The sequence below is a fragment of the Bradyrhizobium sp. JR3.5 genome (genome assembly GCF_054057015.1).
Map to the genome: position 1 here is coordinate 4352677 of NZ_JBSRYV010000002.1, position 15886 is coordinate 4368562.

The window sequence follows — 15886 nt, forward strand, 5'->3', positions numbered from 1 at the left end:
GGCTGGAGCCGCGGCAACGCAACCGACGCGCTTCAGGCGCCAAAGCGAGAGAATGCCAATGCAGGGTGCCATCTATCCAAGCCTCAAGGACCGGACCGTCCTGGTAACCGGTGGCGGTTCCGGCATCGGCGAGGCCATCGTCCGCCAATTCATCAGCCAGGGCGCACGGGTCGGATTCATCGATATCGATGTGACGTCCTCGGAGCAGCTGCTGTCCGATTTGGGAGCGCATGCCCGCGTGCACTTCGAGCACGCCGACCTGCGCGACATCGCCGCACTGCGGCGCGCGGTTACCGGCATCCGTGAGGCGCTCGGGCCGATCACCATCCTGGTCAACAATGCGGCGCGCGACGACCGTCACGCGATCGAGGACGTGACGCCGGAATTCTGGGACGAGCGGATCGCCGTCAACCTGAAGCATCAGTTCTTCAGCGCCCAGGCGGTCGCACCCGACATGAAACAGGCGGGGGGCGGTTCGATCGTCAACATCGGCTCGGTGAGTTGGGTGATCGGTCAGGGCAACATGCCCTGCTACACTACGGCCAAATCAGCCGTTCAGGGCCTCACCCGGGCGCTGGCCCGCGATCTCGGGCCGCACAACGTGCGGGTCAACTCCATCCTGCCGGGATGGATCATGACCCGGCGGCAGCAGGATCTGTGGTTGACGCCCGAAGGTGTGGCCGAGCTGATGCAGCGCCAATGCCTCAAGCGCAAGCTCGTGCCTGACGACATCGCCCGCGTCGTCCTCTTTTTCGCCGCCGATGACAGCGGCGCCTGCACCAACCAGAGCCATATCGTCGACGGCGGCTGGGTCTAGCGACACGGCCGACCGCGTTGACGAGTTGAACGGAGGCGCGGCGAGCCTGACGGGCGCGGTGAAGCTGTGCTCCCGTGCTATTGCGGGAATGGTCTGCCGCCAGCTTGTTGCTACGTATTGGCAGCTGTCAGATGCGAACGTATCAGATTGTCGGCCCACGCATCGGCAATGTGGGGAAGGGGCAGATCCTGCTTGCGATCGAGCAAGAGTTCGAGCACGCGTGGCGGGGTCAAGGGAAGTGCCTGGACGCGCTTGCCTGTAGCGTTTGCAACTGCGCATGCGACGGCCGCTCCGACATTCAGGATGGGCACCTCGCCGGCACCCTTGGTCCCGAGCGGTCCGATCGACGGCGCACCCTCGTAAAGACTGATCTCCACCGGCACGACATCGAGCGCCAGCGGCACGCGATAGGTCTCGAAAACCGCTCTGGCAGACGCGACCGTTGCTGCCGATCGTGACTTCCTCGTGCAACGCATAACCCAGCCCCTGCACGACACCGCCCTGGATCTGGCCATGGATGGCGCGCGGGTTCAGCGCGCGGCCGACGTCCTGCACCACGCGATAGCTGAGCACCTCGACATGTCCGGTTTCCGGATCGACGGCGACCTCGCAGTCGTGGACCGCGAACACGGGGATGTCGATTGCGTCGATGAAATGTCCGGCCACGCAGCCCGGCATCGCCGGTACGCCGGCGCCCGTGAACGCGCCGGTGCCGGACACCGGGCCAGCCAGTGCCTGGGCGCGGGTCGCGACCTCCGCGACCGTACGGCCGGAGCCTGGCGCGCCGGCGATTTCGATCCGACCGTCACGCATGACGAGGTCATCGGGCGCAGCTTCGATCATCTCGGAGGCGACCTTCAAGAGCTTCGTGCGCACCTCCTGCGCTGCCGACAGACTGGCCGCGCCGAGCGAAACCGTGGTACGGCCGCCGCCGACGCCGACATCATAACCGGCCGCATCCGTATCGGCGGCGCGGACGATCACATGCTCGGGTGCAATGCCGAGCGTGCTGGCCACGATCTGCGGCAGGCTCTGCATCATCGAGCCGGATCCAATCTCCACACCGGACGTGACCAGCGTCGCCGTGCCGTCGGCATTCATGTTCACCGTCGCGGCCGATGGGCCGACGAAGACGAACCAGGTGCCGACGGTGGTCGCACGTCCGTAGAGCCGGCCGTCGGTGCGCGCCGGCGGCGGCGCTGCCGCGTCGCGCAGCGTATCCATCCGGTCGAGCATCGGGCCGAGCACATCGCCTTCAAACACCTGGCCGGTGGCGCCGAGATCCCTGTCGCCGAGCACATTGCGGCGGCGGAAGGCAAGCGGATCCATTCCGATCCTCGCCGCGATCTCGTCGGTGTGGCGCTCCAGCGCAAAGGTGTTATAGACGCCGTTGCAGCAGCGGAACGCGCCGTTCGGCGCCCGTGTTGGTATAGACCGCGCGCGAGACCATGCGCACGCTTCCAAGCCTGTAGTTTCCGCCGAGCGTGTGCGCGGTCATGGTGGTCAGGAAGATCTGTTCGCCGCCATAGGCGCCGCAGTCCATCAGGACGACCGCCTCGCGCCCCACGATGTCTCCCGCGCGCGTCACCGCCGAGCGAATGCGGATATCGGCGTTCTCGCGGAAGAGACAGGTCAGCATCTCCTCCTCGCGCGAATTGACGAGGCGCACCGGCCGGCCGCTGGCGCGGGCGAGCAGGGCGGCGAAGGGTTCAACGGCCAGATCGAACTTCAGACCGAAGCCGCCGCCGACCGGCGGCACCGTGACGCGGACCTGCGACGCCGGCACGCCCAGCAGGCGCGCGGTTGCATTGCGGACGCTCCAGGGAACTTGCGTTGACGTCTCGATGTGGAAGCGTCCGTCCTCGTAGCTCGCGACGACTGCGCGCGGCTCGAAGGCCACGTGGTTCTGCCGGCCGACGCGAGAAAGCAGCTTTCGACGATCTCGACGTCGGGCCGGGCAAAGGCTGCATCGACGTCGCCGCGAACCACGGTCGCCTCCCAGGCGACGTTGCCACCACGCGCGCTGCCTTCGAGCAAGACCTCATAGCTGCGCCAGTCCGGATGCACCAGTGGTGCATCCGATGCCAGCGCATCCGCCATGGTCAAGACTGCGGGGAACGGCTCGATCTCCACGTCGATCGCCGCGAGTGCGGCCTGCGCCTGCGCCAATGTGGCGGCTGCGACTGCGGCGAGCGGCTCGCCATCGTAGCGAATGACGTCGCGGGCGAAGAGGGGATGGTCGGCGATGCCGATCCCGATCATGCCGGGTGCATCCGCTGCCGTCACGATCGCCCGCACGCCCGGCATGCAGGCTGCCCTGGAGGTATCGAGACGAACGATCCGCCCCGCCGGCACGCCGGCGCGCAGCACCGCGGCATGCAGCATGCCGGGCAGATATCGGTCGATGGTATAGCGCGTTCGGCCACGCAGCTTGTCGGCGGCGTCACGTCGGCGCAGATCCATCGTCGCGGAAACGTCTGACATCCTTGCGCCTCCCGATCATGCCGTGGCCAAGGCGAGCAGTGTCGCCTCGACGATGCGTTCATAGCCCGTGCAGCGGCAGATATTTCCGGTCAGCGCCGCCCGGATGTCGTCACGGGTGGCATCCGGCCGGGTCGTCAGGAGATGCGTCAGGCTCACCACCATGCCGGGAAAGCACATGCCGCACTGGACGGCATCGCTGGCCTCGAGCGCGGCCTGGATGCGGTTCAGCATTCCCAGAGGTGCAAGGCCTTCGACGGTGTGAATCTCGCGGCCATCGGCCAGCGCAGCGGGCAGCAGGCACGACGGCGTAGGCTCGCCGTCGACCAGCACCATGCAGGCGCCGCAAAAGCCCTCGCGACAGACAGGTTTCGCGCCGGTCAGATGCATCTCTTCGCGCAAGATATCGACCAGCGGGGTGGCAGGATCGGCCGCAGAGGAGAGGCGATCGCCGTTGACGGTCAGGCTGAATCCCATGTCATCTCCGCGCGTTCATGAACCAAGTGCAGCGATCGCGGCGCGGCGGATGAGGCCGGGTAGCACGCTGACACGATACCAGCCCGGCGCATCGACGCTGTCGCGGCCGACGAACTCGTCGGTCAGTTCGGCCGCGGTTCGTGCCGCCGCTGCGGCGTCGAGCGGACGTCCGAGAAGTGCCGCTTCAAGCCGTGGCCATCGCCGCGCGCTCGGTTCGACCGACCCGACCGCAATCCGTGCCGCCTGGACGCGGTTCGCCGCATCGACGCTGAGCGATAGGCTGACGATGGCGACCGGATAATCGCCCGATCGGCGCAGTGGCAGGCGGGCATGGGCCGTCTTGCGCTCCGCCCGAGGCACGATGATCCGTGTCACCAGGCGGCCGGGTGCGAGCGCTGATCGGACCGCGAGGAAATCCGCGAGGCCGATGCGGTCGCGACCGTCGCGGCCCGAGATCTCGACATCGGCATCGAGACAGAGCAGCGCCGGCACGCAATCCGCCGCGGCGAATTCCGACGCCGCGAGATTGCCGCCGATCGTCGCCATCGCGCGGATCGCGGGGTTGGCGGAGCCTCCGGCGGCGGCTGCGAGGCCGGCAAATTCCGGAAGGCCGGCCAAAGCTGCCGCAAGCGCCGCGTGCGTGACCGCCGCGCCGATCTCGATGGCATCGCTGCCGATCCGGACCGCGGTCAGCTCGGCGATCCTTACGATGGCCACATAGTGGCTCCTGAGCGGTTCGTGCCGGATCGGCGATCGCATGATCCATGTGCCGCCGGCCAAAGGGGCGCCAGCGGCACCATATTCGCTCAACGCGTCGAGTGCGGCGGCGAGCGAAGGCGCGACATAGATCGATGCCGGCGCATCGCGCGCTGAGACCGGGATGTTCTGGATGGGAGAGCCTGATATCATTGGCGTCGCTCCTGCCGCAGGCGATCGAGCAGCACGCCGATGATGACGATCGCACCGAGCACGACCATCTGGACGTATCCGTCGATCCGGGTGAGGTTCATGCCGTTGGAGAGAATGGTGATGAACAGGGCGCCGAGCACGGCGGTGCCGACGCCGCCGCGGCCGCCTGCCAGGCTCGTTCCGCCGACCACGGCGCCGGCAATCGCCTGCAGCGACAGCGCGCCGCCAAGGTTCGGTTCACCCGATCCGGTCCGCGCCGTCATCATGATCGCGCCGAGCGCGGCAAGCCCCGAGCACAGCACATAGGTCGCGACCAGGATGCGCTTGACCGGCAGGCCGGCGACCGCCGCGGCACGCGGGTTGGTGCCGATCAGATAGAGCGACCGGCCGAACACGGTGCGCGCCAACAGCAAATGAAGCGCGATGCCGACCGCGAGGGTGATCACAATCGCCGCCGGCGCGCCGAAGATGCTGCCGCTGTAGAAGATCTGCGAGAACGGTGCCGGCACGCCTTGTACCGGCCGTCCGGCCGAAAGTGTGGTCGCAATCCCGATCGCGATATTGTAGCTGCCGAGGGTCGCGACGAAGGGATTGACCCCGAGCAGCGCGACGACGACGCCATTGAAGAGGCCGCACGCGATGCCCAGGGCGAAGCCGGCGCCGAGCCCGGCGAGCAGCACGGCGCCGGCGCCGTGACCAGACGCCGTGGCGCCGGCCATCGCGAGCGCGCTGCCGACACTGACCATCGACACCGTCGGGCCGAGTGCAAGGTCGAAGCCGCGCGTCAGGATGACCACGGTCTGCGCCATCGCGAACAGCGCCAGATAGCTGGTCTGCTGTGCGATGTTGAGCAGATTGGCCGGCGACAGCACCCCGCGGTCGACCGCGGCGAAGCCGAGCAACAGCACTGCCAATGCGACCGGCAGCACCGCGCTCCAGAGCCGGCAGCCCAGCGTCAGCTTCGGGCGGTCGGTGTCCTTGGCGGCAACGGTCAATTCGAGATCAGACACGCGGCTTGCTCCGTCGGCTGAGTTCGTCGAGCGCCACGGCTGCGACCATGATGACGCCGAGGAAGACCGGCTGGAGCCGCGAGTCGACGTGCAGGAGGTTGAGTGCGTTGCCAAGGATGGTGAGGAACAGTGCGCTGATGGCGACAATCTCGATGCGCCCGACGCCACCGCGCAAGCTGACGCCGCCGATCACGGCGGCGGCGATCGACTGCAGCATCATCCGGTCGCCGCCAAAGCTTGCCTGGCCGGAGCCGACCTGTGCCGTCAGCAGAATGCCGGTCAATGCCGCAAGGACGCTCGAGACCACGTAGGTGCCAACGATATGGCGCTGGATCGTCACGCCCGACACCACGGCGGCGTCGACATTGCCGCCGATCGCGTAAACGTAGCGGCCGAACAGCGTGCGCCGCTGCGCAAACACCATCACCAGGATCACGATCAGCGCGACGTGGGCGGCGGTCGGCAGACCGAATGCCTGGGCGCGTCCGAAGCCTTTCACGAATATTTCGGGCATGCCGTAAACGGGAATGCCGTTGGTGATCATGAGGCCGACACCGGCGGTCGCGGACATCGTGCCCAGGGTCACCACGAAGCCGGAGACCTTGAGCTTTGCCACGCAGAAGCCGTTGACAAGCCCGACCGCGACGCCGCAACCGAGCCCGGCCGCGACCCCGCTTGCGATGATCAGGACGTTGGAGCCGGGAAATGCAGCCGCGGTGGCCGCCATGGTCTTGGCCGTGACGACGCTCGCCAGGGCGACCACTGCGCCAACCGAAAGATCGAAGCCGCCCGCGATGATGACCAGCGCCTGGCCGCAGGCGACGATTGCCAGCAGCGAGGCGTTGCGCAGGATGTTGAGGACGTTGATGATGCCGTAGAACTGCGCGTCGACCGCCGACATGCCGGCCACGAGCACCACAAGCAGGGCCGGCAGCAACCCGATCCGGCCTGCGATCGACCGGAGGCTGACCAAGCCCCGTGGCGCTGCGGCTACCAGCGCCGTGTTCATGCGACCGCCGCGGCGAGATGATCGCGGAAGAAGCTCGAAAGCACATTCTGCTCGGTCTTTGCGGCGCCCGTCAGCTCGGCGGCGATGCGGCCCTGATGCATGACGTAGAGCCGGTTCGACAGCGCCAGCACCTCGGGCAGTTCGGACGAGACCACGATCACGGCGGCGCCGGCCTCGACGAGGCGCTTCATGAATTCGTAGACCTCGAGCTTGGCGCCGACGTCGATGCCGACGCTCGGCTCGTCGAACAGGAACACAGTCAGCTCGCGCGTCAGCGCGCGTCCCAGCATCACTTTCTGACGGTTGCCGCCCGACAGCGCGCCGGCGCTGCGCTCGATGTTGGGCGGCCTCAGCTGCAGCTGCTCCATGATGCCCGCGATTGTCACGCGTTCGGCGGCCTGCCGTAGGACGCCGAAGCGGGCGAAGGCGGGCAGGTCGAGCCCGGTCATCGACGCGTTCTCGCGGATCGGACGGGACAGCGCGAGCCCCTCGGCGATCCGGTTGGCGGGGAAGTAAGCGACGCCGCGCTTGAGGCTTTGTCTTGGCGATGGAAATTCGTAGGGCGCGCCGTCGATCCGGATCGCGCCCGCTGACGCGCGCTCGATGCCGTAGATGGCGCGGATCAGCTCCGACTTGCCGCAGCCGACGAGGCCCGCGATGCCGGTGATCTCGCCGGCCCGGGCATGAAAATTGACCTCCCGGACGCTGCCGTCGGCGAGCGTCAGGTTCTCGACGTCGACCATCACCTTGTCCGGTTGGTGGGCGATGGCGGGAAACAGCAGGTCGATGGTGCGGCCGGTCATCAGTTCCACGAGTTCGCCGTCCGTCGACCTCGCGGCATCGAGGGTCCCGATGTGACGGCCGTCGCGAAGCACCGTCACACGGTCGGCAAGGGCGCGGATTTCGCGCATGCGGTGCGAGACGTAGATCAGCCCGACATTCTGGCTCTTCAGGCGCGCGATCAGCTCGAACAGCCGCCCGGTCTCGCGTTCGGTCAACGAGGCGGTTGGCTCGTCGAGGATCAGAAGACGGACGCGGCCGAGAAGCGCTTTGGCGATCTCGGCCATCTGCTGATGCGCGCGGGACAGATCGTCGATCCGTTGCGCGGGATCGAGGTCGAAGCCGAGCTCGTCGATCAACGCCCTGGCCCGCTTGCGCATCTCGCGTGCGCGCAAGACGCCGCCGCGGGTGACTTCGCGGCCAAGGAACAGGTTCTCTTCCACGGTGAGGCTCGGGATCAGCGAGAACTCCTGGAACACCGGACTGATGCCGATCTCGCGCGCCCGCTGCGGCGTCAGATGTTGGATCTCCTCGCCGCCGAACTGGAACGTGCCTTCGTCGGGTGGAAACGTACCGGATATGACGTTGATCAGGGTCGACTTGCCGGCGCCGTTCTCGCCGAACAGGACGTGAAGTTCGCCGGCACGCACATCGAGGTCGACGCGGTCGAGTGCACGGACGCCGGTGAATCGCTTCGATATCCCCCGCAACTGAAGCAAGGGCTCGGCCGGCCTCGGGTCGATCTCGACGTTCATCCGCTTCTCCGTGAGCCGTGAGCAAGCAGGCGGGAGCATGCTCCCGCCTCGACCGTTCGGGTCGGCTTACTCGGCCATGCTTACTTGGCCTTGACCGAATAAACCGGCGTCCAGCTTGCGGGCGCCAGCACGAGATCCATCTGCAATTTCGGTGCGGAGGTCTTGTCGATCACCGTGGCCACCGGCTGCACCAGGCTCATGACCGGCTTCTTCTCGATGAGACGCACCGCCTGGTCGATCGCGATCGCGCCTTCGCCGACGGGATATTGGGTTGCGAAGGCGAGGATGTCGCCGCGATTCAGCGCGTCGAGCATGGCCTGGTTTTCGTAGGATGACACGATCTTCAGGTCGCTTCGACCCGCCTCGGCAACGGCGCCGATGGCCGCTTCGGCGGTGGGGGCGGTGCCCCAGATCACGTTCATGCTGGGATAGGCCTGCAATGCGTCCTGGATCAACTGGAGTTGCACCGCAACGCCGGAGTCGCCGAACTTCTCAGCCAGAATCTTGGCGTTCGAGTTCTTGGCGATGGCCTTCTTGAACCCTTCGTTGAACGATTCCGCCCAGCCCGAGCCGGCCGGACCGGGGAACGTCACGATGTTGAGCTTATCACCAGGCTTGGTCTGCGCCAGCAGGCCGTCGCCGGTGACCTCGCCCATGGCGACGAAATCGACGTAGTTGGCCGCGGGCAGTGCGTTCGGCGGCAGCGGATTGGTGACGCCGACCACCGGCACGCCCTTGGCCTTGGCCTCCTCGAACTTCTTGCTGAGCCCCGCGCCGGAGATCGCGCCGACGATGATCGCGTCCGGTCCGCTCGCCATGCAGTCATCGAACTGCGAAAGCTGCTTGGGCAGGTTCTCGTAGCCGCCGGCCTCGTAGAGGTTCATGTTGACGTTCATCGCATCGGCCTGTTTCACGATGCCGTATGCGACGGCGACCCAGAAACTGTCCTTCATGTGTGGAAACAGCACGCACAGCCTGTAGGGCTTCTCGGCCTTCGGCAGCGGCGTGTAGTCCGCCGGCTTCGGCGTGCCGGATGACGCGTCGTAGACCTTCATTGGAAACCACGGTGTCTCGGTCCCGGCCGCCGCCGGCGTGGCGGCGCTGGCAAGAGCGAGGGCCGCGGCGATGCCGAGCACGGAGCGGATCGGCCACAGTCGGTTGGAAGAAAGGCACGTCGTGATCGTCATAGCGCTATCCTCATGGTTTGAATGAAAGTGCAGGCGATGCGGGGGAGGCGACGGCTCGAATCCTCTTTGGTGCATGGACTGCGCCGTCTGCCAGCGGCGCGGCTGCCGGTGACAATCAGCCCGCTTTCCACATCGCGACCGAGCGCCGCTCGAACGCTTCGCGGAACTGGCGGGTGGATTCGGGAAGCAGCGCACCGGTGCCCCAGTCGAGGATCACCGCGTGGCTGCGGATCACATCGAACGCGTTGATCTCTCCGTTCCGGTAGCGCTGTGCCACCTTCTCCGGATCGAAACGGGCATTGGCGACGCGCTCGGAGCGGATCTTGGCGCGGAGCGCCGCGGTCGCGACCTTGTCGATTTCGTAGTTGCAGAGCTCGGCGTCGATGGTGTGCACCACGACGCCATAATCCTTGGCGGCACGATCGACCGAGACATAGTCGTCCTTGATGTCCTCGATCACGAGGTTCGGATCGCGCTCCAGCGGATCGCCGAACCCGCCGCCGCCGGCGGTCGGACGCGAAAAGACGTCGCCTTCGCCGATCGGCACGTCCGAGAAGATCGAGCCCAATCGCTCCTCGGCGGCGCTGCCGGCGCGCTTCAAGGTCAGTCCGTGCGGCATCGACGGCAGACCACCCTCGATGCCCCACACGATGGCGCGCTCGCGGTCGCAGATATAGGAGATCACGGTCTTCTCGGCCTGCAACATCCGCGACGTCTTCACCACGCCGGCGCCGCCGCGCCATTTGCCGGGGCCGGGCGAGTCCTTGAGGATCTCGCATTCGGTGGTCAGGATCGGGTTGGCGCGCTCCTGGCCTTCGACCGGCTGCGACATCAGGCCGGTGCCGAAGCAGGCGGTCGTGACATTGCTGCCGTCCTTGCCGTTGCGTCCGCCCCAGCCGCCGGGCAGCCAGTCGTAGAACATGAAGATCGGCTTGTCGGCGCTGCGGGCGTCGAGACCGCCGGTGAGCAGGTATTCGAGATTGAAGGCGCAGGCGAGCGCGCGCTCCGGCATTAGCTTCGACCACATTTCGTAAATCGAGTTCATGATCTTCTCGAACGGCATCAGGAAGCCGGTGACCGCGATCGGCCATTTGGCATCGACGATCGAACCTTCGGGGGCGATGATGTCGAAGCAGCGGTAGAAGCCGGAATTGAGCGGCAGATCGGGGAAGAAGGTCTTCATGCCGGCGGCGACAGCGGAAAAGGTCGCGCCGAACGCCGAGTTGTAGATCGAGCCGATGGTCGGATGGCTGCCGGTGAAATCGTAGATCGCGCGGTCGCCCTTGATCGTCATCTTGATGCGGATCGGAATCATGCCTTCGCCGCCCGCCGGATCGCGGTCGATGTAGTCGACGGTTTCCCACTCGCCATCGGGCAGCGCTGCGATGCGCTGGCGTGCCGAGCGCTCGACATAATCCTGTACGGCGGCAAGCCCGGTCTTGACGGTATCGCGGCCGTATTTGCCGACCAGACGCAGGATCTCGCGCTCGCAGACGGCGGTTGCTTCGGCCTGTGCCTGGATATCGCCGATGATCGAGGCCGGGTCGCGCGTGTTGGAGGCGATCAGATGCGCGACGTCCTTGCGCAAGCCGTTCTTGTCGAACAGGCGGACCGGCGTGATGCGCAGGCCCTCGCGGAACATCTCGCGGGCGGCGACGTCGAACGACCCCGGCACGCTGCCGCCGACGTCCGACCAGTGCCCGTTGGACTGGCTGAAGGCGATGATCTTGCCGTCGGCGAAGATCGGACGGATCAGCCGCACGTCGGAAAAATGCGTGCCGCCGGCATAGGGATCGTTGATCGCAAAGACGTCGCCCTCATGCATGTCGCCTTCGAAATGACGCATCACGTCCTTGCAGGTGAAATGCAGCGTGCCGACGTGCACGGCGATATCCTGGTTGCCTTGCGCCGCGCATTCGCCGTTGGCGTCGTGCAACGCGCTCGAGAAGTCGCGGTTGTAGATGACGAAGGAGTAGCAGGTCCGCAGCACCTGCTCGCCCATCTGGTCGACGCTGGTGATGAAGGAATTCTTCAGAACCTCGAAGGTTACGGGGTCGAGCGGGAGAGCTCCGGCCATGGTTCACTCCTTCACGCGGATGATGATGTTGAGATATTTGTCGACCTCGGCGGCGGCGCCGGGCGGCACCACGGTCGTCGCATCGAGCTGCTCGATGATCGCGGGGCCTTGAAAGGAGAAGCCGCAGGGCAGGTCGTCGCGCTGATAGACGGGCGTATCGAGCCCGCTGCCGTCGAACCAGACCCTGCGGCGGCCAACCGGCTCGGGGCTAGCGCCGGTCGGCTGGTGAACGGCAAACTCGGCCTTGGGAACCACGCCGACTGCCTTCAGATTGAGACGGAAGAAGCTGACCGGCGCGCTGTCGCGGCGGAAATTGTACTCGCGCTGGTGCTCGGCGTGGAAGCTCTGCACCAGGTCGGCGATCGCGTCGATCGGCTGCGGCGCGTTCACGGCGAGCGAACGCCACTGGCCGCGGTACATCATGTCGATCGACCGCTGCAGCACGATATCGTTCTGCGCGACGCCCTCATGGGTCAGCCGCGCGAGCGCGGCCTTCTCAAGCTCGGCGAACTGCGCCTCGATCTCGCTGGCGTCTGCATCGGCCGCGTCGACCATGCAGCTCTGCGAGAAATCGTGCTGCATGTCGACGAGCAGGCATCCGAGCGCGGAGGTCACGCCGGGATTGGGCGGCACGATCACGACGGGAATCGACAACTCGCGCGCGACGTCGACGCCATGCAGGGCGCCGGCGCCGCCGAACGCCACCAGCGCAAAGTCGCGCGGGTCGTAGCCGCGACTGATCGAGATCAGCCGCACCGCATCCGACATGTTGGCATTGGCGACCTTGACGATCGCGTCTGCGGCCTCGTGCAGGCCGAGGCCGAACGGCTTGGCGACGCCGCTCTCGACGGCTTTCCGCGCCAGCTCGGGGTCGAGCTTCACCTTGCCGCCGGCGAGATCGGTGCCGAGCCGGCCCAGCGTGACATTGGCGTCGGTGTTGGTCGGCTGGGTGTTGCCGTTGCCATAGCAGGCAGGTCCCGGATGGGCGCCGGCAGATTGCGGGCCGTTGCGCAGGGAGCCGGCGGGATCGGTCCAGGCCAGCGAGCCGCCGCCGGCGCCGATGGTGAGCACCTCGATCGAGGCGAAGCGGATCGGATAGCCGAATTCGATGTGCCAGTCCTTGGTGACGCGCGAGCGGCCCTCGTAGGCAAGCGACACGTCGGTGGACGTGCCCCCCATGTCGAGGCCGATCGAATTGGGAAAACCGCACAGGCCGGCGATATAGCGGCTGGCGATGGCGCCGGCGGCGATGCCGGAGCCGGCGAGGCGCGCCGCGAAGTCCTTGACGCTTGCCGGCGTCATCACCCCGCCGCCAGTGTGCAGCAGCAGGAGATCGCGCGTGTAGCCCTCGTGCGCCAGGCGTTCGCCGAGCCGGCTCGTGTAATTGACGACCACCGGGCTCACGACGGCGTTGGCAACCGTGGTCGAGAACCGCTCGTGCTCGAAGATCTCGGGAAGCACCTGCGAGGAGATCGACACCGGAATGTCGGGCATCTCCGCCAGCAGGATGTCGCGCATCGCGCGCTCATTGGCGCCGTTGAGATAGGCGTTCATGAAGCAGACCGCGACCGCGGCGACGCCGCGACGCTTGAGGATACGGGCGACGTCGCGCGCGGCCTCGACGTCGAGCGGTTCGATCACCTTGCCGCCGGCATCGACGCGCTCGGGCACGGTCAGGCGATCGCGCCGCGGCACGTAGGGCCGGACAACGTCCTTGTAGGTGTCCCAGAGGTCTTCCTTGTTGGCGCGCCTGATCTCGATGACGTCGCGGAACCCCTTGGTCGTGACCACGGCGGTGCGGGGCAGGCGGCGCGTGATCAGCGCGTTGGTGGCAACTGTCGTGCCGTGCGAGAACAGCGCCACCCTGGAAAGATCGATTCCGGCCTTGGACACGCCGCCCATGATGCCCTCGATCGGATCGCGCGTGGAGGAGGTCTTCTCGATGCGGATGAGACCTGTCGTTTCGTCCATAATGCAGATGTCGGTGAACGTGCCCCCGACATCGACAGCCACGCGAAGGTCCTGCACCATGCGTCTTCCTTTCGAACAAGCGTTTCGCCGATCTTAGGCAGAGCGGCGGCCCGCCTTCTTGACGCTGAGCGCAGGAAGACTTGTGCGAGAGAGCGAACCGCATCGCGGGCCATGCGTGCCCGGACCGGCGGCGGGCTGCCCAGGAAGCGGTCAGGCAAACGGTCAGATGGGTGCGGTCGCGATGCCCCGTTCAGGCGTTGGCGGCGCGCGAGGTGGCGCGCGCCTCGCTCGGGGTGCAGCCGAACCGGCCGCGATAGTTGCGGCTGAATTGCGCCTGGTCGGCAAAGCCCCATTGGTAGGCGATTTCGGAGATGCTCTTGCGGCAGCTCGCGTCGCGCAGCAGGGCGTCGCACATCGATAGCCGCTGGTTGCGGATGTAGGCGCAGACGGTCAGGCCCTCGCCCTCGAAGATCTGGTGCAGATAGCGCAGCGAAATGCCGCAGCCGTCGGCGACCATCTGTGGCGTGAGCCGCATGTCGTCGAGGCGGGCACGGATGAACTGCTCGCAGCGCAGCAGGTGGCCGTTGCGCACCGAGGACGAGTGGCCGGTCAGCACGCGGTCGTCGGATTCGATGGCCATCGCAAGCAGCTCGATGAGGTGCTTGCCCATCATCGCGCGCGCCGTCTCGTCCATTTCCTCGATCCGCTCACTGGAGAGGCGCAGCGTGTCGACGAACAGCGCGCCGACGCTGCGGCTGGCGTCGAATTGCAGCGTGGCGAGGCGCTCAGGCCGCGAAATCCGGCTGCGCAGCACCGCGCTCGGGATCTTCAGACACCACAGCGCCGTCGGATCCTGATGGCTGAACTCGTAGGGGAGGTGGCTGCGCTCGATCAGGAACGCGCCCGGCCGGCAGTGCACGACCTTGCCGTCCTGCTCGAAACGGATTTCGGCAAGTTCGGGCACCGTGATCAGGAAGGATTCCTCGCGCTCGTTCAGGAGGTGCCGTTCATGGCGCTTGTACAGCAGGCCGTTGGCGATGTTTCGCGAGACCGAGAGGGGACCCATCGACCAGGCGCCGAGGCGCGCATTGAAGTCGCGCGTGCTCGGGAAGCGCAGGTCGAGCGAGTAATAAGTCTTCGAGACGACCTCCTGCCAGTACTGGCGGCGGGTCTGCAACGGGATGTCGTTGGTCGTGTAGGTGACTTGCATGTCTCACTCCCCGCCGCCGGCTGTGCCTCCGGTCGTCGTGTCCCGGCCAAAGTTTGGCGAGGACTGCCGGACGGCGTCAAGTCGAATAAAACGGAAACAGATATTCTAGATTTCGATCGCCTCCTCGGCCGGGTGCCGGTGATCCATGCTGAGAGGAGGCCGGGCCGGCCCCACGCCCGCAACCGCAAAGCGCATGAAATCGCGGAACGCCATCGCGGCTTCCGACGGCTTGGTGTCGCGCCGCCAGGCTAGACCGATATCCATGCTGGGCACCTCGTCCTCGATGACCCGGGTCTCGATCCGCTGTCCCTCCAGCGACCAGGGCCGGTAGATCAGGTCGGAGAGAATGGCGATCCCCATGCCGCCCGCGACCATGGAGCGCACGGCTTCGACCGAGGAGGTGCGGAAGATCGTCTTCGGTTCGAGCGAGGCGTTGCTCCAGTAGCGCATCGAGGTGTGCTTGGCCTCGTCGACGGTGAGCATGACGTAAGGATAGGTGGCGATCTCAGCGAGATGGACCCGCTCGGCGCGAGTCAGCGGATGCTCGGGCGCAAGCCACAGGCGGCGCGGCGATCGCAGCAGCGTCTCGCTGGTGAGCTTGGCGTTGTCGCGCAGGTTCGAAACCAGCATCACCGCGAGATCGAGCGCGCCGTCGACGAGCGCGCGTTCAAGCACGTCACGCGGGGCCTCGAACAGCTCGATCGTGATACCGGGAAAGCTCGCCTGGAAGCGCTTCTGGTGACGCGGCAGGAAATAGCCCGACACGGTGTAGGTGACGCCGATGCGGACCGTCCCGAACAGTGGTCCCGCCGATATCTGCGTGTTCCGCACCGCTTCGGCGACGGCGGCGAGGATTTGACGGCCCTGGGACAGGAAGCGGCTGCCCTCCATGGTGACGGTCACGCCGTTCGGCGCGCGCTCCAGGAGGCGGGCGCAGACGGTCGCTTCGAGCTGTTGAATGGCCGCGGTGACCGCGGATTGCGAGACGTTGAGGTCGATGGCCGCCTGGCTGATGCGCCCGGTTTCGGCGGCGGCGACGAAGTAGCGGATCTGTTTCAGAGAAACGGACATCGCGGTTGTTCCGATGTTGCCTAACTTATGAGCGGTGTTTCTCAGCCCGGCTGCATTCGGTGCAACTCTCGTGCCGACAGGTACAGAGCTCGCGGTGACGTCAATATCAGGCGCGAGAGGCCGCAACCGACG

At 66.5% G+C, this 15886-nt stretch carries 13 protein-coding genes and 2 pseudogenes; 1 reads left to right on the forward strand and 14 read right to left on the reverse strand.

All coding sequences use genetic code 11. The features are described from left to right. The first annotated feature begins 58 nt into the window (after window positions 1-58). On the forward strand, window positions 59-817 hold the full coding sequence (locus ACVWW1_RS37795; protein WP_176533329.1) for an SDR family NAD(P)-dependent oxidoreductase: 759 nt from the start codon (window positions 59-61) through the stop codon (window positions 815-817). A 110-nt stretch (window positions 818-927) separates the two neighbouring features. On the opposite strand, the gene ACVWW1_RS37800 is transcribed toward ACVWW1_RS37795, so the two are convergent. The 14 genes and pseudogenes from ACVWW1_RS37800 to ACVWW1_RS37865 all read right to left on the reverse strand — a co-directional run bounded on the left by ACVWW1_RS37800 (window position 928) and on the right by ACVWW1_RS37865 (window position 15754). After that, complete coding sequence (locus ACVWW1_RS37800) at window positions 928-1221, reverse strand: hypothetical protein (protein ID WP_456660857.1); 294 nt, start codon at window positions 1219-1221, stop codon at window positions 928-930. Window positions 1222-1288: 67 nt separating this feature from the next. Next, window positions 1289-2281 (reverse strand): annotated as a pseudogene (locus tag ACVWW1_RS37805) (xanthine dehydrogenase family protein molybdopterin-binding subunit); the annotation flags it as partial. Continuing rightward, the gene (locus ACVWW1_RS37810; protein ID WP_456659378.1) at window positions 2196-2717 is read right to left on the reverse strand and encodes a molybdopterin cofactor-binding domain-containing protein; all 522 of its coding nucleotides are present in this window, start codon (window positions 2715-2717) and stop codon (window positions 2196-2198) included. The gene ACVWW1_RS37810 and the pseudogene ACVWW1_RS37805, both read right to left, overlap by 86 nt. A 281-nt stretch (window positions 2718-2998) precedes the next feature. Then, a pseudogene (locus tag ACVWW1_RS37815) lies at window positions 2999-3301 on the reverse strand (xanthine dehydrogenase family protein molybdopterin-binding subunit); the annotation flags it as partial. 15 nt (window positions 3302-3316) lie between these two features. Continuing rightward, window positions 3317-3775 carry a (2Fe-2S)-binding protein gene (locus tag ACVWW1_RS37820; protein WP_176533328.1) on the reverse strand — a complete coding sequence of 153 codons (459 nt, stop codon included), beginning with the start codon at window positions 3773-3775 and terminating at the stop codon, window positions 3317-3319. Window positions 3776-3790: 15 nt separating this feature from the next. Then, window positions 3791-4684, reverse strand: a complete 894-nt coding sequence (locus ACVWW1_RS37825) for an FAD binding domain-containing protein (protein ID WP_456659379.1) — start codon at window positions 4682-4684, stop codon at window positions 3791-3793. Continuing rightward, window positions 4681-5694 (reverse strand): ABC transporter permease, encoded by a 1014-nt coding sequence (locus tag ACVWW1_RS37830; RefSeq protein ID WP_456659380.1) that lies wholly within the window; start codon window positions 5692-5694, stop codon window positions 4681-4683. The genes ACVWW1_RS37825 and ACVWW1_RS37830 overlap by 4 nt, the downstream gene beginning before the upstream one ends. Continuing rightward, window positions 5687-6703, reverse strand: coding sequence for an ABC transporter permease (locus tag ACVWW1_RS37835; RefSeq protein ID WP_456659381.1), 1017 nt, complete (start codon window positions 6701-6703; stop codon window positions 5687-5689). The genes ACVWW1_RS37830 and ACVWW1_RS37835 overlap by 8 nt, the downstream gene beginning before the upstream one ends. Beyond that, a complete protein-coding gene (locus ACVWW1_RS37840; RefSeq protein ID WP_456659382.1) occupies window positions 6700-8238 on the reverse strand; it encodes a sugar ABC transporter ATP-binding protein in 1539 nt (512 codons plus the stop codon). Before ACVWW1_RS37840 ends, ACVWW1_RS37835 begins: the two co-directional genes overlap by 4 nt. An 80-nt stretch (window positions 8239-8318) precedes the next feature. Further along, complete coding sequence (torT, locus tag ACVWW1_RS37845) at window positions 8319-9425, reverse strand: TMAO reductase system periplasmic protein TorT (protein WP_456659383.1); 1107 nt, start codon at window positions 9423-9425, stop codon at window positions 8319-8321. Window positions 9426-9540: 115 nt separating this feature from the next. Beyond that, a complete protein-coding gene (locus tag ACVWW1_RS37850; RefSeq protein WP_456659384.1) occupies window positions 9541-11502 on the reverse strand; it encodes a hydantoinase B/oxoprolinase family protein in 1962 nt (653 codons plus the stop codon). Window positions 11503-11505: 3 nt separating this feature from the next. Beyond that, the gene (locus ACVWW1_RS37855) at window positions 11506-13530 is read right to left on the reverse strand and encodes a hydantoinase/oxoprolinase family protein (RefSeq protein ID WP_456659385.1); all 2025 of its coding nucleotides are present in this window, start codon (window positions 13528-13530) and stop codon (window positions 11506-11508) included. A 193-nt stretch (window positions 13531-13723) separates the two neighbouring features. Then, window positions 13724-14683 (reverse strand): AraC-like ligand-binding domain-containing protein, encoded by a 960-nt coding sequence (locus tag ACVWW1_RS37860; RefSeq protein WP_456659386.1) that lies wholly within the window; start codon window positions 14681-14683, stop codon window positions 13724-13726. A gap of 105 nt (window positions 14684-14788) precedes the next feature. Further along, window positions 14789-15754 (reverse strand): LysR family transcriptional regulator, encoded by a 966-nt coding sequence (locus ACVWW1_RS37865; RefSeq protein WP_456659387.1) that lies wholly within the window; start codon window positions 15752-15754, stop codon window positions 14789-14791. Between the last annotated feature and the right edge of the window lie 132 nt (window positions 15755-15886).